This is a genomic window from Streptomyces sp. JJ66 (assembly GCF_019303495.1).
Taxonomy (GTDB): Bacteria; Actinomycetota; Actinomycetes; order Streptomycetales; family Streptomycetaceae; genus Streptomyces.
Window position 1 is genome coordinate 227,606 of sequence record NZ_JAEVFI010000001.1, and the last position, 20,553, is coordinate 248,158.

At 70.7% G+C, this 20,553-nt stretch carries 16 protein-coding genes; 2 read left to right on the forward strand and 14 right to left on the reverse strand.

From position 1 onward, the window contains the following. Window positions 1–89 precede the first annotated feature (89 nt). The 4 genes from JJV70_RS01020 to JJV70_RS01035 all read right to left on the reverse strand — a co-directional run bounded on the left by JJV70_RS01020 (window position 90) and on the right by JJV70_RS01035 (window position 5,359). Complete coding sequence (locus JJV70_RS01020; protein ID WP_219045561.1) at window positions 90–1,019, reverse strand: carbohydrate ABC transporter permease; 930 nt, start codon at window positions 1,017–1,019, stop codon at window positions 90–92. A gap of 23 nt (window positions 1,020–1,042) precedes the next feature. Continuing rightward, window positions 1,043–2,113, reverse strand: coding sequence for a carbohydrate ABC transporter permease (locus tag JJV70_RS01025; protein WP_219045562.1), 1,071 nt, complete (start codon window positions 2,111–2,113; stop codon window positions 1,043–1,045). A 104-nt stretch (window positions 2,114–2,217) separates the two neighbouring features. Continuing rightward, window positions 2,218–3,633: an N-acetylglucosamine/diacetylchitobiose ABC transporter substrate-binding protein gene (gene ngcE, locus JJV70_RS01030; RefSeq protein ID WP_219045563.1), complete on the reverse strand. Its 1,416-nt coding sequence runs from the start codon at window positions 3,631–3,633 to the stop codon at window positions 2,218–2,220. 1,012 nt (window positions 3,634–4,645) lie between these two features. Then, entirely contained in the window at window positions 4,646–5,359 is a 714-nt protein-coding gene (locus JJV70_RS01035) for a sugar phosphate nucleotidyltransferase (protein WP_219045564.1), read from the reverse strand. A 112-nt stretch (window positions 5,360–5,471) separates the two neighbouring features. Here JJV70_RS01035 and JJV70_RS01040 point away from each other — a divergent pair, with 112 nt between their 5' ends. Next, complete coding sequence (locus JJV70_RS01040; protein ID WP_219045724.1) at window positions 5,472–6,452, forward strand: hypothetical protein; 981 nt, start codon at window positions 5,472–5,474, stop codon at window positions 6,450–6,452. Between the two features lie 175 nt (window positions 6,453–6,627). On the opposite strand, the gene JJV70_RS01045 is transcribed toward JJV70_RS01040, so the two are convergent. Beyond that, a complete protein-coding gene (locus JJV70_RS01045; protein ID WP_219045565.1) occupies window positions 6,628–7,041 on the reverse strand; it encodes a Rieske 2Fe-2S domain-containing protein in 414 nt (137 codons plus the stop codon). Beyond that, on the reverse strand, window positions 7,038–7,898 hold the full coding sequence (locus JJV70_RS01050) for an iron-containing redox enzyme family protein (protein WP_219045566.1): 861 nt from the start codon (window positions 7,896–7,898) through the stop codon (window positions 7,038–7,040). Before JJV70_RS01050 ends, JJV70_RS01045 begins: the two co-directional genes overlap by 4 nt. Before the next feature lie 165 nt (window positions 7,899–8,063). Between JJV70_RS01050 and JJV70_RS01055 the strand changes: the two genes are divergently transcribed. Further along, a complete protein-coding gene (locus tag JJV70_RS01055) occupies window positions 8,064–8,822 on the forward strand; it encodes an alpha/beta fold hydrolase (protein WP_308294624.1) in 759 nt (252 codons plus the stop codon). A gap of 47 nt (window positions 8,823–8,869) precedes the next feature. On the opposite strand, the gene JJV70_RS01060 is transcribed toward JJV70_RS01055, so the two are convergent. The 8 genes from JJV70_RS01060 to JJV70_RS01095 form a co-directional block, all read right to left on the reverse strand. Beyond that, complete coding sequence (locus JJV70_RS01060; RefSeq protein WP_219045568.1) at window positions 8,870–12,082, reverse strand: non-ribosomal peptide synthetase; 3,213 nt, start codon at window positions 12,080–12,082, stop codon at window positions 8,870–8,872. Next, a complete protein-coding gene (locus JJV70_RS01065; RefSeq protein ID WP_219045569.1) occupies window positions 12,079–13,122 on the reverse strand; it encodes an alcohol dehydrogenase family protein in 1,044 nt (347 codons plus the stop codon). Before JJV70_RS01065 ends, JJV70_RS01060 begins: the two co-directional genes overlap by 4 nt. Further along, complete coding sequence (locus tag JJV70_RS01070) at window positions 13,119–14,000, reverse strand: amidohydrolase family protein (RefSeq protein ID WP_219045570.1); 882 nt, start codon at window positions 13,998–14,000, stop codon at window positions 13,119–13,121. Before JJV70_RS01070 ends, JJV70_RS01065 begins: the two co-directional genes overlap by 4 nt. Beyond that, entirely contained in the window at window positions 13,997–15,883 is a 1,887-nt protein-coding gene (locus tag JJV70_RS01075) for a beta-galactosidase trimerization domain-containing protein (protein WP_219045571.1), read from the reverse strand. The genes JJV70_RS01070 and JJV70_RS01075 overlap by 4 nt, the downstream gene beginning before the upstream one ends. Continuing rightward, window positions 15,880–17,043: a DegT/DnrJ/EryC1/StrS aminotransferase family protein gene (locus JJV70_RS01080; protein WP_219045572.1), complete on the reverse strand. Its 1,164-nt coding sequence runs from the start codon at window positions 17,041–17,043 to the stop codon at window positions 15,880–15,882. The genes JJV70_RS01075 and JJV70_RS01080 overlap by 4 nt, the downstream gene beginning before the upstream one ends. A 162-nt stretch (window positions 17,044–17,205) precedes the next feature. After that, entirely contained in the window at window positions 17,206–18,276 is a 1,071-nt protein-coding gene (locus tag JJV70_RS01085) for a glycosyltransferase family 4 protein (protein WP_219045573.1), read from the reverse strand. Further along, a complete protein-coding gene (locus tag JJV70_RS01090) occupies window positions 18,273–19,244 on the reverse strand; it encodes an NAD(P)-dependent oxidoreductase (RefSeq protein ID WP_219045574.1) in 972 nt (323 codons plus the stop codon). The genes JJV70_RS01085 and JJV70_RS01090 overlap by 4 nt, the downstream gene beginning before the upstream one ends. Beyond that, a complete protein-coding gene (locus JJV70_RS01095; protein ID WP_257573121.1) occupies window positions 19,237–20,526 on the reverse strand; it encodes a nucleotide sugar dehydrogenase in 1,290 nt (429 codons plus the stop codon). The genes JJV70_RS01090 and JJV70_RS01095 overlap by 8 nt, the downstream gene beginning before the upstream one ends. Window positions 20,527–20,553 lie beyond the last annotated feature (27 nt).

Here is a 20,553-nt window from a genome sequence, read left to right on the forward strand (position 1 = left end):
AGTCAAGCCCGTGAGCGGGGTGGGTGCTCAGATGTGGCGTACCTGACGGCGCCGGGCCGCTCACGGAACGTGCCGGGGCGGCGGCCGGATCACTTCACCGCGCCGGCCGTCAGTCCCTCCTGCACCTGACGCTGGAAGACGACGTACACGACGAGGATCGGCAGCATGGCGATCGTCAGACCGGCGAAGAGGGCACCCCAGTCGCCTTCGTACCCCTGGTTGACGGACAGTTCCGCCAGGCCCTGGGTGAGCAGTGCCTTGTCCCGGCCCTCGGAGTTCAGGGCGAGGGGCAGGAAGAACTGGTTCCACTGCCCGAGGAAGTTGAAGATGCCGATGCTGATCAGGCCGGGGCGGGCCATGGGCAGCATGATCTGGAAGAAGGTGCGGGTGTGTGAGGCGCCGTCCACCATGGCCGCCTCGGCGACGCTGCCGGGCAGCGTCCGGAAGAAGGCCGTCATGAAGAACGTGGTGAAGGGCAGCGAGTAGGCGATGTAGACCAGCATGAGGCCGGGTCGGGTGTCCAGCAGGCCCATGTTGTCCATCACGAAGAACAGCGGCACCACGGCCAGGATGATCGGGAACATCATCCCGCCCGCGAACAGCAGGTAGACGGCCCGGTTTCCGAAGAAGGCGAAGCGCGCGATCACGTAGGCGGCCATGGAGCCCAGCAGCATGGTGCCCGGCAGCGAACCGGCCAGAATGATGACCGAGTTGAGCGCGTACCGGCCGATGCTGGCGTCCGACCAGGCGTTGGCGAAGTTCTCGAAGCTGAGGTCACTGGGCCAGCCGAAGGGCTGGCCCTGGATCGATCCGGACTCACGCAGCGAGTTGACCATGACCCACAGCAACGGGCCCGCGGCCATGATGGCCCACAGGATGAGGAAGGCGCCGGAGAACACGTTCAGCGCCGCCCCGTCCCGGGGCGGCCGTTCGCCGGAGGGCGTGGGACGCCCGGGGGTGCGGACAGGCCCGCGGCCCGGCGACTCGCCGGTGGCCTGGTCAGTGTGAAGGGCGCTCATCGGTAACCGTCTCCCCGCCTGTCTCAGTACTCGATCCGCTCACGGCGGCCGAGCAGCATCATGATCGCCGCGAACGCCATGGTCACCAGCAGCAGGACGACACCGATGGCGGTGGCATAACCGGCCTGGCCGGAGTCGAACGCCTTCTGGTACAGGTACACCGGGGTGACGAGGGTGGAATTGCCCGGTCCACCCTTGTTGATCGTCATGATGTGCACGAGGGCGAACGCGTCCAGCGCCTGGATACCCATGTAGATCCATCCGGTCCGCACGCTGTCGCGGATCAGCGGAAGCGTCACCCGGAAGAACGTCACGGTGCGGCCGGCGCCGTCCAGCAGGGCCGCCTCGTAGATGTCCTTGGGGATGGCTCCCATCGCGGCTGAGAAGAGCACGACGTAGAAGCCGATGAAACTCCAGCACAGCACGAACATGACCGACCACAGCGCCAGATCCGGGTCGGCTAGCCAGTTCACGGCGAGTGCTTCGAGACCCACGGCGCGGAATAGCCCGTTCAGCGGGCCGGTGATCGGGTCGTAGACCGCGGCCCACACGACGCCGATGATCGCCACCGAGATGACCTGCGGGAAGAAGTAGAGGACCTGGTAGAACTTCGCGCCGCGCACACCGGCGATCGCCTCGCCCCGGGCCCGCCGTCCGCCTGCCCGGAGCATGAAGGCGAAGAACAGCCCGAGCGAGAGGGTGGCCACCGGGGCGAGGACGAGCAGAGTGAGACTGTTACTCAGGGACGCCCAGAAGTCGGAGTCCTCCAGCAGCCGCGCGTAGTTGTCCAGGCCGACGAAGGTGAACTCGGCGCTGTAGCCCGTCCAGTCGGTGAGCGAGTAGGCGAACGCCTGGAAGAACGGGGACACGACGAACACGGCGTAGACCAGCAGGGGCAGCGCGAGGAAGCCGCACACGAACCGGTACCGGTCCAGGGTGCGGTAGCGCCGGTCGTGTTTCACCCGCCGGGGGGTGAGCCGGGGCGGCAGCACGAAGGCCGCCGCGAACAACGCGATATCGCCGGGCCGCAGCCGCCGGGCGGCGGGTGCGACGGCAGCCGCCGGACCCGTCGAAACGCTGCCGTCGCTCGCCATGGCCTCCCGCTTTCCTCGATGGACCGGTGAACGGCCTGCGCTGGCCCGGCTCACCCTGCTGCCCGCTGGCCGCCTCGCCGCGCCTAGGCGGCCACCGCCTGACGTCAGCGCTCGTACTTCTTGACGGAGTCGTCCCTGGCCGTCTCGTCGGCGAACTTCTGGCAGCGGGTGACGGCCTCCGCGGGCTGCACGTCACCGGCCATCAGGGCGGCGATCGTGCCGCCGATCTTGTTCTTGTGCAGGTCCAGGTACCAGTCGGGCAGGCGCGGACCGACGACGTTCTCCCCGGCCGCCTCCAGCGCCGCACTCGCCGAGCTCAGCCCTGAGCGCAGGTCCAGTCCTTCGGCGGCACCCCGTACACAGGTCAGGGCCGACACCAGCTGGGTGAAGTTGCTGGTGGACTCCTTGCCGAGCATGACGCGCAGCCACTCCAGGCCGCCGGGGATGTTCTTCGCCTGCGCGGGGACCATGAAGGGTTCGGAGGCTTCCGCCCACAGCGTCTCGAACGGCATGGCGTCGGAGGAGTCCAGACCGGTCGGCGGCGCGACCTTCATCTGGAAGTTTGGCGGTGTCGTCTTCCTGGCCTCGTTCTCCACCCAGGAGCCGTTGGGGATGAACAGGGCCTTGCCCTTGTTCCACTGGGTCTGGGACTGGGTGTGGTCGATTCCGGGCGTCCCCTTGAGGATGTAGCCCTTGGCGTACAACTCGTGGTAGGCGTCGAACGCGGCCCGGACGGCGTCGTGCTTCCAGGCGTTCGGCTGGAGGTTGTCGATGTTCCTCAGGACGTCCGCTCCGCCGATCTTGGCGATGAACGGGTACAGCGTGAAGGCCAGGTAGTACGGGTGCTTGCCCGCGTACGTCCAGCCCGCGATGCCCTCGCGTTTCGCCTTGGCGCAGACGGCGAGCATCTGGTCCCAGGTCTTCGGGTACTCCACTTCGAGGCGGTCCAGCGCGGTCTGGGAGTACCAGGTGCCGTAGACGGTGAAGGAGTAGTTGAGCTGGTACATCTCCTCCCCGCCGAACTGGCCCTTGGTGATGGTGCCGGGGACGAGGATGTCCCGCACCTTGCGGTCCGGGTCGTCGAGGGTGGGCGCGTCCAGCAGGGCGTCGAGCGGCTCGACCTGGCCCTCCGCGATGAGGCTGGCGATGTCCATCTGCTCGGCGCCGGAGTTGTTGATGACGTCCGGCGGTTCGCCCTTGATGATGCGGGGCTGGAGCAGGGTGCGGATCTTCTGCGTCTTGTCGTGCGTGACCGTGCCGTAGCTCGCCTCGTAGATCTGGTGCGCGTCCCGGGCGTACTGGTCACCGTAGCCGCCGTTGAAGATGACGACTTCCAGCGGCGCGTCCTTGTTGACGCCGAGCGGGTTGTCGGCGGTCTTCTTGCCCCCGGCCGCCTTCTCGCTGGCCCCGCCGCCTCCGGTAGCGCAGGAGGTGAGGGCGGCCAGGGCCGGGGTCACGGCCAGGCCGAGGGCCGTCGCCCTCTTGATCACGTCGCGGCGGTTAACGTCAGTGGTACCCATGCTCAAGTCCTCGCCTTCTTCAGGACTTCAGGCGGTGTACCGGCTTTCGTGGACGCTGCCGGCGAAGGGCCTTACACCGCGGTTCGGGTGGAGCTCGGGTCGTACGGCCGGGGTGCGGCTGCCGCGTGCTGGCGGGCGGCCCCCCGATTGCCGACAGGTATAGTCCACTCCCCCGCCCCGGGCAAGATCGAGTGCAAGGTTCCGCCCGTCTTTCCCGAGTTGAGACCTCACGCGCGGCTCCCGCCGCCGGTTCAGACCTTCGCTGCCGGGCCTCGCCCCGCAGCGCACCGCACCCGACCCCGCCGTCCGGCCGGACGCGCGACGGCACCGCCCCCGCCCGGAGCGGGATGCGGTGCCGTCGGCTGACGCGAACCGGGTGCGGGGCCCGGCACGGGCCTTACTTGCGGATCAGCGAGCGCAGCACGTACTGCGACGTGCTTCAGCTACGCGGTAGTTCTGCTGGATCTCGACGACGGTGGCGCTCTGAGCAGTGATCCTCGCGACAGATCACCACAATGACCATGGTTTCCGGGCGTGGAGAGCGCATCTGGCCGAGTTTTCCTACCGCTAACGCAGCACCTCGACACGCGCGGCACCGCGAGTCAACGTGCTCCGCTGGCGGTTGCCCCGTGTTCCCGAGGGGCGAGCGAGAACATGCGGAAGCGGCGGATCGTCCCCGTCACCACCGCGACCGCCCACGACAACCACTACCTCGCGGTCTTCCCCACCGAGCCACCTGCACATGGCTGCCGCCCACGTCCGTACGCCGAGCCCCGTGGTGACCACCGCCTCGACGCCCTCGTCCCTGACCACCACACCGATGGTGTCCGTCATGGCGGAACCCGCCCAGAGGACCGCGCTTCCGGCAGGCCGAGCCCCGACGGTATCGGCCGACTCCTCAAGCGAGAAGGACGGAGAAACCGCGCCCACACCTGCCGAACGCCGACAGTGCGCCGCCGCCCAGGCTCGTGCGGGGCGGCGGCGCGCGGTCGGCACCGGTCGGGAGTGGTCCTCAGCTACTGCCGAGCAGGAGGTCGCGGTGGGCGACGAACTCCGTGTTCGCCCGGTCGTAGTCCTCCGGGCGCCCGATGTCCAGCCAGTAACCGTCGAACTCGTAGGTGGCCGGGGGAGTGCCCTGCTTCAGCAGGTCCAGGACCAGTTCGTCGAAGCCCAGCGGGAGGCCAGGTTCGTAACTCCCGAGGGTCTCGCGGCTCAGCCCGTACACACCCATCGACACCTGGTAGGCCAGACTCGGCTTCTCCCGGAACTCGGTGACGTGACCGTCGCTTGTGGAAAGCACGCCGAAGTCGATGGTCACCTGACGGTTGTGCGTGGCGATGGTCAGCGGAGACCCCGCGGCGCGGTGCCGTTCCAACAGGGCGGCGTAGTCCAGCGAGGTGAGGATGTCGCCGTTCATCACGAGAAAGTGCTCGGGCAGACGGTCGCGCATCGCGACCAGCGGCCCGAGTGTGCCCAACGGGCTCTCCTCCACGGCGTACTCGACCTCCAACCCCCACTGGCTGCCGTCTCCGACGTAGGCTCGGATGATGTGGCCCAGGTGGCCGATCGCGAGGGTGACCCGGTTGAAACCGGCCGCGGACAGCTGCCGCATCACGATCTCCAGGATCGCGTGCTGGTCGCCGATGGGAACCAGGGGCTTCGGCAGCGCGGTCGTGTAGGGCCGCAGCCGGACGCCCTTGCCACCGGCCATGATGAATGCGTGCATGATCAATTCCCTTCCGCGAAGGTGGTGCGCTGCGAGGCGAGTGGTGAGGGTCAGGCGCGGGTGCCTAAAGTGAGCGAGATCGTGCTGTCAAGCCCCCCGTGGTGAGGTCGTGTTGTTCCCCTACATCGGCTCCGGCCCGTACTGCTTCTCCAACTCGCTCGCGATGGCGCTGGGCCCAGGCTCGCCCGGCACGCCGGTGCTGGAGGTGCTGACGGGGTCACCGTTCGGATTCCAGCTGCTCGAGGGAACGCTGCCGCTCTTCGACCCTTTCGGCTGGGACCCAGAACACGGACTGGAGTCGGCCCTCGGACTGCTCGGCTGGGAGTGCCGACGCACGGACGGCAAGAGCCCGGAGGAGGCTGAGGAGAGGTTGCGCAGAGCGGTCGAGCACGGCCCGGTGCTGGCGGGTCCGCTGGAGATGGGCCTGCTGCTCCAACAGCCCGGTTCCGGTAAGGCCGTCGGCGCCGACCACTTCGTCCTTGTGGTGGCCGTCGAGAGGGACACCGTCGTCTTCCACGACCCGCACGGCCATCCGTGGGCGACGCTGCCCGTGCCCGACTTCCTGGCCGCCTGGCAAGCCGAGCAGATCGACTATGTGGACCGGCCCTTTGTGATGCGGACCGGCTTCACCCGCATCCGGGACACCAGCCCGGCTGAGGCCCTGCGAGCCTCGCTGCCACGCGCCGCGGAGCTGCTGCGGGCCCACGAGACCGCCGCCGCGTCCGACCTTCCGCCCGGATCGCTCGGCGGCGCCGCGGGCCTGGAACGGCTTGCCGAGCAGGTGGCGGAGGGGCTGGACCCCGACATCCGACACGTGATGGAGAGCTTCTCGCTTCGCGCCGGTGCCCGCCGCACCTCGGACGCGGCCGCCTGCCTCGCGGGCATCGGCTTCACCGAATCCGCAGGAGTGCTGACCCGCCAGGCGCGGATTCTGGGCGGCCTCCAGTACCCGCTGGTCACCTTGGACGACGCGGCGGTGGTGGCCGGCCTGCGCCGACTCGCGCCGACCTACGAGGAACTCCGGACAGCTCTGCTCACGGAACTCGCCAGGCAGGAGGGTGCGGCCGCCCCCGAAACCCTGACCGCCGACTGAACCGCGCCGCACGCCCGGCCGCCGGACCAGCCGGTACGGTCCGCCGTGGCGGACAAAGTGCCGTCCCGGTGCGGCATGACCCGCGGACCCGGCCGGTACCGCCGACAGCGCCGGTCCAGTCGGCGGGCGTGCGGAGCCGCGCGCGGAGCGGCCGGTCGGCGTCGCGGCTACCAGCTCAGTCTGCCGCATTGAGACGCCCTTCCAGACGGCGCAGTTCGTCCCCCGGCGGTACCGGCGCGCCAGCCGGCAACTCCGCGACGATACGCAGCGCGTCGCAGGCCGGTCCGGCGACCCGGCGGCCACCGCCCTGGAGATCGAAGGCGGAGTGGTGCAGCGGGCAGCGGATCACCATCCGGTCGGCGTCCAGGTGGCCGTAGCGCATCCGGCCCTTGCGGTGCGGGCAGGTGGCGTCGGCGAGCAGCTGCCGGCCTCCCGCCTCGATGAGGATCAGCCGCTCGCTGACCTGCTGGACCCGGGGGCTCTGCGGAGCCTGCCTGGAGTCCGGATGAAGCTGGGCGCCCTCCGGGCAGGGGGTGTTCGGCAGGTCGCCCCCGGTGCCCCGCGCGTCCTCGGAAGCGGCCGTGGTCATGCCCGACCCGCCTCTCGCGCCAGGGAGATCGCCGTCTCCGTCGCGTCGTGGACGATCGCACTGGTCAGCTCAACTCCGGCCCACACCTTCGACAGATCGAGCCCGCGCGCCGCCTGGGTCTCCCGGATCGCCACCCGCATCTGCTTGCTGTGGTAGGTGTCGATGTAGAGGTGCTCGGTGTAGTACCGGGCCGACTTCAGGCCTAGCCGCCTGGCGGCCTGGGCGAAGCTGCGGAACCCGTAGAGCACACTGGCCTCGAAGTACGCGTAGCCGCCCAGGAAGTACTCCGGGGTGGGCGCGCGGGAGGCCAGCCAGTGGAACATGTTGACGTAGGCGTGACTCTGCGGGCTGGAGCCGGTCCGGTAGTCCTCGACCTCGGTCGGCATGTCCAGCTCGCGCAGCAGCTCCCGGTAGAGCTCCGAGTGCGCCTGGTCGTCGTTGCCGCAGCCCAGTTCGTCCACCATCACGCGGAAGACGGCCATGCCGGCCTTGTAGGGAAGCCTCGGCACCACCGGCAGCAGGTTCAGCGACTCGGTGAGGCCGTCGAGCGCGAACTCGCCGACGACAACCCGGAACTGGTTGAGGGTCGCCTCCTCCGCGAGGAACCGGTGGCTGTCGGAGGCCACTGTGCCCTCCCGCGCCAGGAAGCCGGAAAGCTCGCGCAGCAACTCGGTGTGCGAGGCGAACCGGGGGGCGCGCTGCCGGTGCCGCTCAGCGATCGTGTCGATCCAGCGCCCCTCCATCTCCAGCATCTCCTCGTACTCGGCGGCCGTGGGAACGCTGACGTACAGGTCGTACAACCGCTTCTGGTCGATGGCGGTGCAGGGTATCCAGGGGTCGGTCGGTGCCGTGGTCATCGCGGTGCTCCAGTGCGGCTCGGGTTGAATGTCACCGATTGGCGGAAAAGGTCAGTTGGTAGGGTGAAGCAAGTTGATCAGAGGGCGGATCGTCCTTCCGGCCATGGCGAACCGCGGGACGCGGAGGGGAACGGGGTGGTCGGGGTGGCGGCGCGACGTTTGAGAGTGGATCACCGCGATCCCTGGTTCCGGCGCTACCGCGTCGACGGCGCCCGGGTGCGCCTGGTGTGCTTCCCGCACGCCGGTGGCGCCGCGACCAGTTACCTCGGCTGGCCACAACTGCTGCCGGAGGGCGTTGAGATGCTGGCCGTTCAGTACCCGGGACGCCAGAGCCGCATCGCCGAGCCCTGCTTCGAGTCTCTCCCGGAACTCGCAACGGCGGTGACCGTGGCCCTGAAGGCCCACTCCGACCTGCCTCTGACGCTGTTCGGGCACAGCATGGGGTCCGCGATCGCCTACGAGGTGGCCCGCGCCCTCCGGCAGGACGGACGGGAAGTGCCGCGGCTGCTGGTCTCGGGCCGCGGCTCCCCGCACGTCGGGTACGGCGATCGCCGGCCCCCCGGCCTGGACGACAGGTCGCTGATCGCCGTGGTGCGGGCACTGTCCGGGAGCGACGCCGACGCCTACGAACACCCGGAAATGCGCGATCTGCTGATGCCGTCGCTGCGCGCCGACTACACCATGCTGGACCGCTACCGGCCGACGGCGCCCGCGGAACCGCTGGACGTTCCGGTGACCGTGTTCGGCGGCGAGGACGACCCCGCCTGCCCGGTGTCCGAGCTGGCCAGCTGGGCCCACGTGACCAGCGCCGGATGCGAGGTACTGACCTACCCCGGCGGCCACTTCTACCTGCGCGAGCACGAGCGGGCCCTGGTCGCCGAGGTGGCCCGCAGGCTGCCCGTCCGGAAGGGCCCTGCGGCCTGATCCCTGTCCGTCGCGGTCGGTCGCCCCCGCGCGGCGCCTGTATCCCGTCATCCGACGCCCACCTGGTGGTCGGGGTCGGCAGCGATCCGCTCCAACACCGCGAGGTAGCCCTCCGCGAGTTCCCGGGCGGCCGCCGTTCCGACGCGGAGGAAATCGTGCTCCAGCCGACCAGTGAGGCCGCCCGCGCCGTCCTCGTCCAGCGCGAGTGTGAGGTCGAACTTCGCGGTGCCGGTGTCACAGGGCACCAACTCGCATTCCAGGCCCATTAGTTGTGGTCCTCGGTGTGGAGTGCTGCCGTAGGAGAGCATCAGCTGGAAGAACACGCTATGCCCGCGGCCCCGGGCGGGCCTGAGTTCCTCCACGACTCGCTCGAACGGCACGTCTTGGCAGGCGAGCGCCTCGCGCACGGTGCGGCGCGCCGAAGACAACAGCTCACGGAAGGGCTGCCGCGGTTCCAACTCAGTGCGCAGGCACAGCGTGTTGACGAACATGCCCATGACGCCGTCGAGTTCGGGGCGGTCGCGCCCTGAAGTGAGGGTGCCCACGACCAGGTCGCGGACGCCCGTCGCCCGGTGGACCTGCTCGTAGAAGGCGCTCAGCAGCACCATGAACAACGTGGCGCGCTCGGCCCCGGCCACTTCCCGCAGCCGGGCGGTGAGCGGCGCGGGTACGCAGAAGGTGTGCACGGCGCCCCTGCCGGAACTCCTGCCACGGGACCCACGGGCCGGTGCAGGGCCGTCCGCCAAGGCGGGCAGCCGGGTTGTCTCCGGCGCGCCCGCGAGCTGCTTGCGCCAGTACGCCAGCTGCTCGTCGTACCCCTGCTCCGTGGCCTGCTGGTGCTGCTCGCGCGCCCAGTCGGAGAACTTCAGGGCGGGGGCGGGCAGCGCGGCTTCGGTGCCGGCCGCCGCGGCGGAGTACAGCGGGCCGAACTCATCGAAGAGAACCCGCGTCGAGCCACCGTCAAAGACGATGTGATGCAGCACCATGACCAGCAGGTGGTCCTCGGGCCCGCGGCGTATCAGGGAGGTCCGCAGCAACGGGCCCCGGGTCAGGTCGAAGGGCTCGCGGACCAGCCGCGCCACCGTCTCTGCGGCTCCTTCCTCGTCCTGCCCGGTCATGTCCAGCAGGGGCAGCTCCACCTCGTACGGCTCCTGTGGGACCTGCACCGGCAGGCCGTCCTCGGTTGTGAACACGGTGCGTAGCGCCGCGTGCCGTGTGACCAGGGCGCCCAGCGCCGCTTGCACCGCGGCCCGGTCCAACGGCCCGGAGAGTCGCAGCACCACCGGCTCGTTGAAGCGGGGGGAGCCAGGGGCGAGTTTGTGAAGCAGCCACATCCGTTGCTGGGCGAAGGCAGCCGGCACGGTACCGGCACTGACGTCGCCGTCCGCCGGCACCGGGTCCGGATGCGTCTGCGGCCTGGCGGCGGCCCCGGCGGTGCCGTCAAGCTGCGCTGCCAGCCCGGCCACCGTGGGCGTCCGGAACAGGGCACTCTGGTGGATGTCACCGCCGAGCCGGGCGCGGCAGGCAGCGGCCAGCCGGACGGCGGACAACGAGTCGCCGCCCAGTTCGAAGAAGTCGTCGTCCGGCCCGATCGGGGCGGTGCCCAGGACCTCCTCCCAGACCTCGGCCAGCGCCGCCTGAAGAGGGGGCAGCGGCTCGCGCGGCCCACTGCCGGTCCGGCCGGGGGCCAGGTCCAGTGGCAGGGCGTGCAGGGCTTTCCGGTCCACCTTGCCGTTGGCGTTGAGTGGCAGCGAGGGCAGGGCCGTGAACCGGGCGGGGACCTGGGCCGGCGGCAGCACCTCGCGGAGCCGGGCACGCAGGGCACGCACCTGCGGCTCCCCCGCCCACACCACGCAGGCGACGAGTTGGTCGGCGCCGGAGTGGTCCGGCCGGGCCAGTACGGCGCTCTCCAGGACGCCCGGGAACTGGACGATGGCGTTCTCGACCTCGCCGGGCTCGATGCGGATGCCGCGGATGTTGAGCTGGTAGTCGATGCGGCCCAGGAACTCCAGCGTCCCGCCGGGCAGGCGGCGACGAGCCAGATCCCGAGTCCGGTACATCCGGCCGCCGGGCCGGTCGGTGAACGGGTCGGGCGGAAACCGGTCGGCGGTGAGGGCGGGCAGCCCGACGTAGCCGCGTGAGACCCCGGGGCCGCCCAGGTAGAGCTCCCCGGCCTCGCCGTCGGGTACCGGTTCCAGGCGGTCGTCCAGGATGTAGGCGCGGACGCCCGGCAGCGGTGTGCCGATGGGCAGGCGGTTCCAGCCGCGGATCTCCTCCGGGGCGGCCGGGGCCTCGTACAGCACCTGCGAGACGGTGGCCTCGGTGGCGCCGTACTCCTGGACCAGTCGGACGCCGGTGGCGCACCAGTCGGCGACCCGGTCGACCGCCACCGGCTCGCTGCCGACGACGAGCAGCCGGAGCGAGGGCGGGGCGACCGGACCCTGTCCCCCGTCCAGCTCACGCAGCCATTCGTACCAGTAGGACGGCGTCAGCTGGAGGACGGAGACGCGTTCCCGTTCGACGAGGTCGAGCAGCCGGGCGCTGTCGGCCAGTTCACCGTCCGGATCCATCACCAGGCAGGATCCGGCAGCCCAGGTGGACAGGATCTCCTCGGCCGCCACCGAGAAGCCGACGGAGGCGAACTGCAGGACACGGTCGGCCGGAGTCAGGTCCAGGCGGTCGGCGATGCCGCGGGCCAACGCGGCGAGGGCCCCCTGGGCCAGCGGGACCCCCTTGGGCAGGCCGGTGGAACCGGAGGTGTAGGCGATCCAGCCCAGGTGGCCGGAGCTCAGCCGGGCGCCGGCGTCCGCGCCCCCCGTGGTGGGGCGGGCACCGGACGGCGCCGCCCGTGCGGTGTCCTCCACGAGCAGGACTCGGGCGGTATGCCCCGGGAGCCGGCCGGCCAGGTCGGCGCTGGTGAGCAGCACCGAGGCTCCGACATCGCCGAGGACAAACGCGAGCCGCTCGGCCGGGTATGCGGGGTCCAGCGGTACGCACGCGCCGGCCGCCTTCAGCACACCAAACACGGCGACGGCCAGTTCCACCGAGCGGTGCAGGTGGATGCCGACGGGGACGTCCGGGCTGACACCTGCCTGGCGCAGCCGGTCGGCCAGCAGCGAGGCACGGCGGTCGAGTTCGCGGTAGCTGAGCCTGGTTGCGCCGCAGCGGAGGGCGTCGGCGTCGGGGGTGGCACGGACCCGTTCCGCCAGCAGGGTGGGCAGCGTGTCCGGCACGCCCTCGGGGAGGCGGGGGGAACTCACGGGACCAGGACCACCTTTGTGGCCTGGCCGCCGTCGAACAGCTTGAACCCCTCGGGGGCCTCGGCCAGCGGGAACCGGTGGGAGATGACAAAGGTGGGGTCGAGGCGTCCTCCGCGGATCAGCGGCATCAGCCTGTCACGGGAGCTGATCGGATCGCCCACGGCGAAGCGGAGGGTGAGCTCCTTGCCGAAGGCGAGGCCGGTGGGCATCGGCATGGCCGCTGAGGCGTGCGCGCCCACGGCACAGACGGTTCCGAGCGGCCGGACGATCTCCAGCGAGCTGAGCAGGGAGGCGTCCACTCCGACGGCTTCCAGGACCACGTCGGCGCCGCGGCCCCCGGTCAGTTCACGGACCCGCTCGCCGAGGTCGTCCCCGGTCTCCAGAGGAACCGCGCCCTGGGACTCGGCCATGGCCCGCCGGCCGGCGGACGGGTCGACCGCCAGGACGCGGGCCGCGCCCATCAGCTCGGCGGCCTTCAGCGCCATCAGGCCGACCGGGCCGCAACCGACCACCGCGACCGTGTCACCGGGCCGGACCCCGGCCCGTTCGGCGGCGGCGTAGCCGGTGGCGAGGATGTCACCGACGAACAGCGCCTGTTCGTCGGTGACTCCGTCCGGGATGTGGCTGAGCACGGTGTCGGCGAAGGGTATGCGGACGTACTCGGCGTGACCGCCGGCCACCGCGGTGGCACCGACGACGGTGTCGTAGCCGAACAGGCCGACCTCGGCGCACTGGTAGTGCCAGCCGCGCCGGCAGTACCAGCAGTCGCCGCAGGCGATCACATCGGAGGCGACCACTCGGTCGCCGGTCCGGAAGCCGCGTACGGCGGGCCCCGTCTCCTCGACCACTCCGGTGAACTCGTGGCCGGTGACGGTGCCCGGCGTGAAGCCCGGGATCTCGCCGCGGTAGGGGTGCAGGTCCGTGCCGCAGATCGCGGACCGGACCACCCGGACCAGGGCGTCGCCGGGGTCCACGAGGGAGGGCACCGGGGCGTCGATGACCCGCACGTCGTAGGGGGCATGCCATTGCAGGGTCTTCATCGGATCGTACCCCCACGGGTCGCGGTGAGGAGCCCGGCTGCCGCGACGCCCATCACAGAGGCGTACTCGGCCGGGGTCAGGGCGGTGCCGTCGGGCCAGAGCGAGCTGTCGGTGGCGAGCTCACGCATCCGGGACACCGAGTCGGTCATGGTGCAGAAGGGATGGTCGGTCCCCCACAGCAGGCGGTCCAGGACGCCGAGGGAGCGGGCCCGGGCCAGAGCGGCGGCAACCGTGGCAGCCGGGCGGTACCAGCTGAAGATGGACAGGTCGGCGTAGACGTGCGGGTGTCGGGACATCAGGTCCAGCGCGGTGTCCGTCCAGGGAGTGCCGAGGTGGGCGAGGATCAGCCGCAGCTCCGGGAAGTCGGCGGCGACCCGGTCGAGCAGCCGGGGGGAGAAGAACCGCGGGTCGGCCTTCTTCGCCGGGGTGTAGCCGGTGTGCACCAGGACCGGGACGCCCAGTTCCTGGGCCACCTCGTACACGTCGTTCCAGCGCGGGTCGGCCGGGGACATGCGCAGATAGCACGGGGCGGTCTTGAGCCCCGCCAGCCCCAGCTCGGTGATCGAGCGCCGGAGTTCGTCCGCCGCTCCCGGGGTGCCGGCGTCGACCGAGGCAAAACCGGTGAACCGGTCGGGGTGCCGCGCACAGATGTCGGCGACGAACTCGTTGGGGACCTTGAACCCCTCGATCCGCTGGACGTCGAAGGCGAGGAGGAAGGCACGGTCCACCCCGGCCTCGTCCATATGGGCGAGAAGCCGGCCCTCCGGCGCGGACAGGGCTTCCGGCGGCATACCGGTGGTGGCCATCATCTCCTCGGCGAAGGCGGCCGTGTAGTGGCGGTAGAACTCACCCGCGTGGACATGAGCGTCGATGATCACGTGTGGTCCTTCCGTCGTTCGGTCCAGGTGGCCAGATGCACGGCCTTGGGGCCGAGGTCGAGGGGTTCGCTGCGCCCGTCGTGATGGAGGGTCGCGCGGACCGGTTGGGGGGCGTGGTTGATCACCAGCGCGCACCGCTCGTCGCCGCGGCCCAGTACGGTCACCTCGACCTCGGGGCTGTCCACGGTGGGACCTGCCGGATAGTGGTCGGTGACGCCCTCCGCAGCGGCGATGTCGGCGTACAGCCGGTGCCAGGGCGCCTCCTGGAGACGGTAGGGGGCGTTCAGCTGCCGCTCGAACGGGGCGTTCAGGTGGTAGGCGACCCCTTGGCCGTACCGGTGCCGGGTAAGGGCGGGCGAGCCGTTGCGGAACGCGGCGAGCACGGTGGCGTTGGTCGCCGCGAGCACCGGCAGTTGACCAGGCTCCCGGACGAACGGGTAGTGGGTACCCTGCCAGGTGAAGGAGTCGACGTCGGCCGCGCGGAGGGTGAAGTCAACGGTCCGCACCCCGAACAGCTCCTCCCCGCCGAAGCCGTGTAGCAGGTCGCCGCCGGTGTAGAGCAGGACGCCGCCGGCAGCCACGTAGTCGGCCAGAGCCTGCTGGTCCGCCAGCGTGAGGTGGCGGACCGAGGGGCAGATCACCATGCGGTGGCCGCCGGGGCCGTCCGGGGCGGCAGGGACACGTGAGGTGAACGCGTACGGTAGATGGGCGCGTTGCAGCAACTGTGCTGCGTAGAAGCCGGCCGCCGCGTCGGAGCCGCCGCTCGCGAGGTAGCCCGCGTCGCCCTCCTCCCGATGCTCCAGGAGATGGACGCCGACGGGGGCGGGCAGCTTGCGGAAGCCGGCCAGTTCACCAGTGGCCCGCCGGGCGAACTCCTGGAATGCCTCCATGGCAGGCTTGGGGGTGCCGTCGGCCCGCAGCAGTCCTACAGAGCGCTCATTGGGGCGCAGGGCATAGGGCTTGCGCACGGTGGTGAAGTCCTGCCAGCACCAGACGATCACCCCGCAGGCACCGGCGGCCAACGCGCTGTGGGCCGCGGCCCTCAGGTAGTCCCGGGCAGTCTCCTCGTCGCAGCCGTAGCTGCCGAACTCGTCGACCAGCACCGGGCGGTGGGCACGGCCGCGGCGCACCAGGTACGGCACGAAGGAACTGGCTTTGGGCGAGGCGACGGATTCCATGTGGAACGGGGTCCACACCGGGAAACCGTGCAGGCCGACGAGGTCCAGCGGATCGGCGTTCTCGGGGCGGAAGGAATGCTCCCCGGTGACCGCGGACGCCTCGTTCGCCTGGAGGACCAGGGCGCCGGGGTGCGCCTCGCGAACGGCCTCGGCCAGCATGCCCCACCAGTGGCGCACGGCTTCGGGGCCGAGCGTTCCGGATGCGGCCCCGTCGACGTGGATGACCTCGTCGCCGAGATCGTATGCGAGGACGTCACCCGCCTCGTACAGCGTCGCGGCGACGTGGCGGACAAAACCGACTTGGCGCTCGGCCATCTCCGGGTCGCGCCAGAGGTCGCGGCCGGCCCGCCAAGGTGGCTCGAAGCGCTGCCCGTTCATCCAGATGGTCAGCAGCGAAGGCAGCAACTGCAGTCGGTGCCGGGCTGCGAGGGAGGCGAAGGCGCGCATCCGCTCGATGGCGGTCCTGTCGTAGACCCCGGGCTCGGGCTCGAAGTCGGCCCAGAAGACGAAGAAGCGAACTGTGTTGAACCCGAGTTCAGCCATCCGTGCGAAGTCGGCTTCGAGCTGTTCGGAGTCCCAGTCCCGCCAGTAGTCACAACCGGTTGACGAGGGATGGTAATTGAAACCCACGCTGAAGTACGGCTCGCCGTTCCGCAGGAATGTACCGTCCTGGAGGGTGTATCGGTGGACCGCTCGCGGGCTCACGCGTCCACCCCGGCGGTCTGCGAGACGGCATCGCGCAGGGCGTGGATGACCAGGTCCGTGTCGTCGTCGGTCATGTCCACGTGCAGGGGCAGCGAGAGTTGACGTTCCATCACATCCTCGGTGACGGGCAGGTCTCCCTCCCGGCAGCCGAAGCGTGACCGGTAGGCGGTGAACAGGTGAGTGGGGGGATAGTGCACCCCGCTCTGCACACCCGCTGCGCGCAGCGCCTCCTGGACCAGGCCGCGGGCCGTTCCACCCGGCAGCAGGACCGCGAAGAGGTGATGGGCCGCGAGCTCCACGGGACGGTCGTGGTAGGGCAGCCCAAGGCCGGGCGTTCCGGCGAGGCCGCGGCGGTAGCGGGCGACGATCTCCTGCCGGCGCCGCTGTCGCTCGGGCAGGTCGGCCAACTGCGCCAGTCCGATCGCACTGCCGAGTTCGGTCGGGCGGTAGTTGAGGCCGAAGGAGTCGACATCGTAGAGGGAGGGGCCCCCACGGTGGCGGTCCTGGGCGCTGACGGTGAGGGAGTGCGAGCGCAGCCGGCGGATCCGGCCCAGCAGCTCCGGGTCCCGTGCGACCGCCATGCCGCCCTCTCCGGTGGCCAGGTTCTTGGTGGCGAAGAAGCTGTAGCACCCGATGTCGCCGACGGTGCCCAGGGCTCCGTGCGCGGAGCGGGTCGCGGGTGCGTGCGCCGCGTCCTCCACCAGGGCCACACCGTGTGTGCGGGCGAGGGCGGCGAGCGCGGGCAGGTCGGCCGCCTCCCCGCCGTAGTGCATGGCCACGATCGCTCTGGTCCGGGGGGTGATGCGGGCGGCGACGTCGACAGGGTCCACACACAGGTCGGTCGGGCCGGTGACGTCGGCGAAGACCGGGGTGGCTCCGCAGAGGGTGACGACGGCCGCGGCGGAGACAAAGCTCAGCGACGGAAGCACCACTTCGTCTCCGGGACCGAGGCCCAGAGCGAGGAAGGCCAGGTGCAGGGCGGCCGTGCCGTTGCTGACCGCGACAGCATCGCCGGTGCCCGCCGCCCGGGCGAACGCCTCCTCGAACTCCCGGGTGACCGGGCCGTTGGACAGCCAACCCGAGCGCAACACGGCTGCCACGGCGTCGGCCTCGGCCGGGCCGAGTCGCGGCCGGTAGAGGTTCACCTTCCAGTCGGACATCTTTCCACCATCCCCCCGCGCGCCGGTGGTGCGCGGTGTTTCGATCGGGTGCCGCGTGCGTGTGCATCGGGCACGGCGCATGGCGCCGGCAGCGGGGCCACCGGGAGGCATGCGCGGGCGCCCCCTGCGGTCCCTGTTCGTGCCGGACCGCCGGGGTACGGCCTAGGAAGGGCCGGGAGGCTGCGCGGTGAAACTGGCGTACACGGCCTCGACCGTGTCCGTGACCGCTTCCCAGCCCAGTTCCCGCCCGGCACGGGCCCGGCCGGACTCGCCCATCGCGGCCGCCCCGGCGGGGTCGGCGAGCAGTCGGCCCACGGCCGCCGCGACGGCGTCGGGAGTCGGCTCGCACAGCAGGCCGTCAACACCGTGCCGGACAACCTCCTCGCTCCCCGCGAAGTCAGCGGAGACGACCGGCTTCCCGCTGGCCCACGCCTCGACGAAGACCAGCGGGAAGACGTCCACGGTGGAGGGCAGGCAGAGCAGGTCGCAGGCGGCGAGGGCATCGGCCTTCTCGGCCTCGTCGACCAGGCCCAGGTCGAGGATCCGCGGGTCGCGGTGGGCTGCGAACACCTCCGCACAGTCCTCGTCCCACTCGGGACCCGCGAACACGAACCAGGTTTCGGGGTGGTCCGCCCACACGGTCCGCGCGGACCGCAGGAGCAGTTCGTAGCCCTTGGAGCGCATCTTGCGTCCGACGAACAGGACCATCGGTCCCTTGACGCCGTGCCGGGCCCGGAAGGCCGCGCCGTCGGGTGCGGTGCTGCTCAGCCGCGGCCCCTGACCGATGAGGTGCAGGGCCGACGGGGGGACGCCGGCGTCGGCGAACACCGCGCGCTCCGTCTCGGTGAGCACAAAGACGGCGTCCGCAGCCCGGGCGACCTCCAAGACGGCCGGCCGGTCCCGCCACACACCGGGGGCCGAAGCCGGTGTGAAGACAAAGGGCACCTGCCACTCCCGAGCGAGCCGAAGCGCGGCCTGCGGGTAGTCCGGCCACACGCAGTCGAGAGCGTGGACCACATCGGGCCTGTCCTCGGGCGGGGCCGCGGCCGGCAGCTCGCGCACCTCGACACCCGCCGAGGCCATCCACCGGCTGGACTCCTCGTCCATGCCGGTGCAGTAGAGCCCGACGTGATGGCCGCGCCTGCGCAGCGACTCGGCGAGGTACTGGGCCATCACCTCGGCGCCGGCACGAGCCGGGACGTAGCCTCGGTGGACAACCCGCACCCGCGTCATGTCCGCCGCTCCCGGGCGGCGAGGTACCACTCGTGAGTGCGACGGACGCCCTCGCGCAGGTCGGTACGCGGCTCGTAGCCGGTCAGGGAGCGCAACAGGGAGATGTCCGGGACGCGGCGCTCCGGCGAGAGCGGCGGGGCGGGGTGGACGTCGAGCTCCGGGTGGCGGCCCACCACGTCGAAGACCACGTGGGCGAGTTCGTCGATCCGGATCTCCTCGCGGTCGTTGCCCACGTTGACCAGGAGGGTCTCCTTCGTCGGCAGGGCAGTCAGCGCGACGATGGCCGCCACCGCGTCCTCGACGTAGCAGAACGCCCGGAACTGGTCGCCACCGAAGATCTCGAACGGGTCGGCGCCTCCGAGCAGCCGCTCGATGAACTGTGGGATGACGTGCTCGTACCCCATGCGGGGCCCGTAGACGTTGTGGAAGCGGACCATCCGCAGCGGAAATCCGTACGCCTGGGCGTAGTTGCGGCACAGCAGTTCGCCGGCGATCTTGCTGAAGCCGTACGAGGAGCGGGCCACGGTCGGGTCGGAGACGACCAGTTGCACGTCCTCGGGCGTCGGTACGGGGGCCACGCCCGCCGTGACGCTGCCGGCGTACGCCTCGCTGGACGAGGCGAAGCAGAGGGTGGCCCCGTTGAGGTCCTTGAACCAGTCCAGCACGTGGATGGTGGACAGGAGGTTGGTGCGCAGCACCCGCTGCGGTTCCTCGTTCGAGTAGACGACGCCGACGACGGCGGCGAGGTGGTAGACCTCGTCGAAGTCGCGCGGCATGCCGGCGGGAAGCGGAGTGGTCAGGTCGTGGGCGAGCAGGGTGACCCTGGACCGGAGTTCATCCAGTTCGGCGTCCCGGCGGCCACGGCTGAAGTCATCGACGACGGTGACGTCGTGCTCGTCGGCCAACCGGCGGGCCAGGTGCAGGCCGATGAAGCCGACACCGCCCGTGATCAGGATCTTCTTACGCATGGCCGAGCCTCATTACGTTCGACGTGGCGGGAAGGACGCGCCAAGTGTCGTAGACCACGGCTGGCGGCTGCATGGTGGCCACCAGCGCGTCCAGATCCTGGTCGCGGTAGGAGAGGTGGTTGTTGAGGACCACGGCGGCATGGGCACCCTCGAAGCCCTCGGCCAGGTCCACCGCGCGTACACCGAGCGCGGTGATGCGCTCGCGCGGGACCGCGAAGTCGTGGCCGACGATCTCACCGACCCGGCCGCGCAGTAGTTCCAGCAGGCCCTCATACGCGGCACCGCGCAGGTCGTCGGTCTCGGGCTGCCCCTTGTAGGCAAAACCGGACACCAGCACGCGGGCGCCCGCGGGGTCACAGCCGCGCTCCCACAACGCGGCGAGTACCCGCTCGCCGATCCGGCGCGGAAGCGACTCGTTGAGCTGCCGGGCCGCGGCGATCATGCCCGGGGTGTGGTCGTGTGGCCGGAGCGCGTACATCAGCAGGTACGGGTCCTTGGTCAGGCAGCTGCCGCCGACGAACCCGGGCAGACTGAGGTCCGGCCGCGGGTAGCCGAAGTTGGCGCTCTTGATCAGTTCCACCGCGTCCAGGCCGAGCTTCTCGGCCATCAGCGCCACCTCGTTGCCGAATCCGTAGATCAGGTCCGTGTGGCAGTTGCAGATCAACTTGATCATCTCGGCGGCCTCCACAGAGGAGACCGGCACCACCGTGGGCGTCTGCGAGGCGAACAGCTCGGTGGCACGGCGCACCGCCTCGTCGTTGATGCCGCCGACGATCTGCGGCAGGGAGAGCAGCTCGTCCAACGCCTTTCCCTGGATGGTCCGTTCGGGACAGAAGGCGACCAGCGGATCGGCGACCTTGCGACGCAGCAAGGGCAGCACCAGCTTTCGGGTGGTGCCGACCGGTACGGTGCTGCGGACGATCACCAGGGTCCGCTCGTCGATCCCCTCGGCGATGGTCTCCACCGCTGCCCGCAGGTGCCGCAGGTCGGGGTCGGTGCCGCCGGCCTCGATCGGAGTGCCGACGCAGATGATGACCACCGGCGGGAGCGGTCCGGCCCCGAGTTCGGAGGTGACCCGCAGGCGGCTGCCGCCGGACTCGCGGATGACCTCCTCGACACCGGGTTCGGCGAGCTGGAGCACCCCGGCGTCGAGGTCCTCGGCGACGGCCTTGTTGTACTCGTAGCCCAGTACGCTCTTGCCGGTCTTCAGCAGGGCCGCGGTGAGCGTGACGCCGACGTACCCCAGTCCCACGACGCAGACGTCGTAGTCCGCATTGGACATGGTTGACTCCATCATTTGGCCCCTCGA

What these genes read in the sequence shown, in the direction of transcription:
- JJV70_RS01020 (WP_219045561.1), bottom strand. Translation starts at nt 1,019, where the DNA reads ATGAGCGCCCTTCACACTGACCAGGCCACCGGCGAGTCGCCGGGCCGC.
- JJV70_RS01025 (WP_219045562.1), bottom strand. Translation starts at nt 2,113, where the DNA reads ATGGCGAGCGACGGCAGCGTTTCGACGGGTCCGGCGGCTGCCGTCGCA.
- ngcE (WP_219045563.1), bottom strand. Translation starts at nt 3,633, where the DNA reads ATGGGTACCACTGACGTTAACCGCCGCGACGTGATCAAGAGGGCGACG.
- JJV70_RS01035 (WP_219045564.1), bottom strand. Translation starts at nt 5,359, where the DNA reads ATGCACGCATTCATCATGGCCGGTGGCAAGGGCGTCCGGCTGCGGCCC.
- JJV70_RS01045 (WP_219045565.1), bottom strand. Translation starts at nt 7,041, where the DNA reads ATGACCACGGCCGCTTCCGAGGACGCGCGGGGCACCGGGGGCGACCTG.
- JJV70_RS01050 (WP_219045566.1), bottom strand. Translation starts at nt 7,898, where the DNA reads ATGACCACGGCACCGACCGACCCCTGGATACCCTGCACCGCCATCGAC.
- JJV70_RS01065 (WP_219045569.1), bottom strand. Translation starts at nt 13,122, where the DNA reads ATGAAGACCCTGCAATGGCATGCCCCCTACGACGTGCGGGTCATCGAC.
- JJV70_RS01080 (WP_219045572.1), bottom strand. Translation starts at nt 17,043, where the DNA reads ATGTCCGACTGGAAGGTGAACCTCTACCGGCCGCGACTCGGCCCGGCC.
- JJV70_RS01085 (WP_219045573.1), bottom strand. Translation starts at nt 18,276, where the DNA reads ATGACGCGGGTGCGGGTTGTCCACCGAGGCTACGTCCCGGCTCGTGCC.
- JJV70_RS01090 (WP_219045574.1), bottom strand. Translation starts at nt 19,244, where the DNA reads ATGCGTAAGAAGATCCTGATCACGGGCGGTGTCGGCTTCATCGGCCTG.
- JJV70_RS01095 (WP_257573121.1), bottom strand. Translation starts at nt 20,526, where the DNA reads ATGTCCAATGCGGACTACGACGTCTGCGTCGTGGGACTGGGGTACGTC.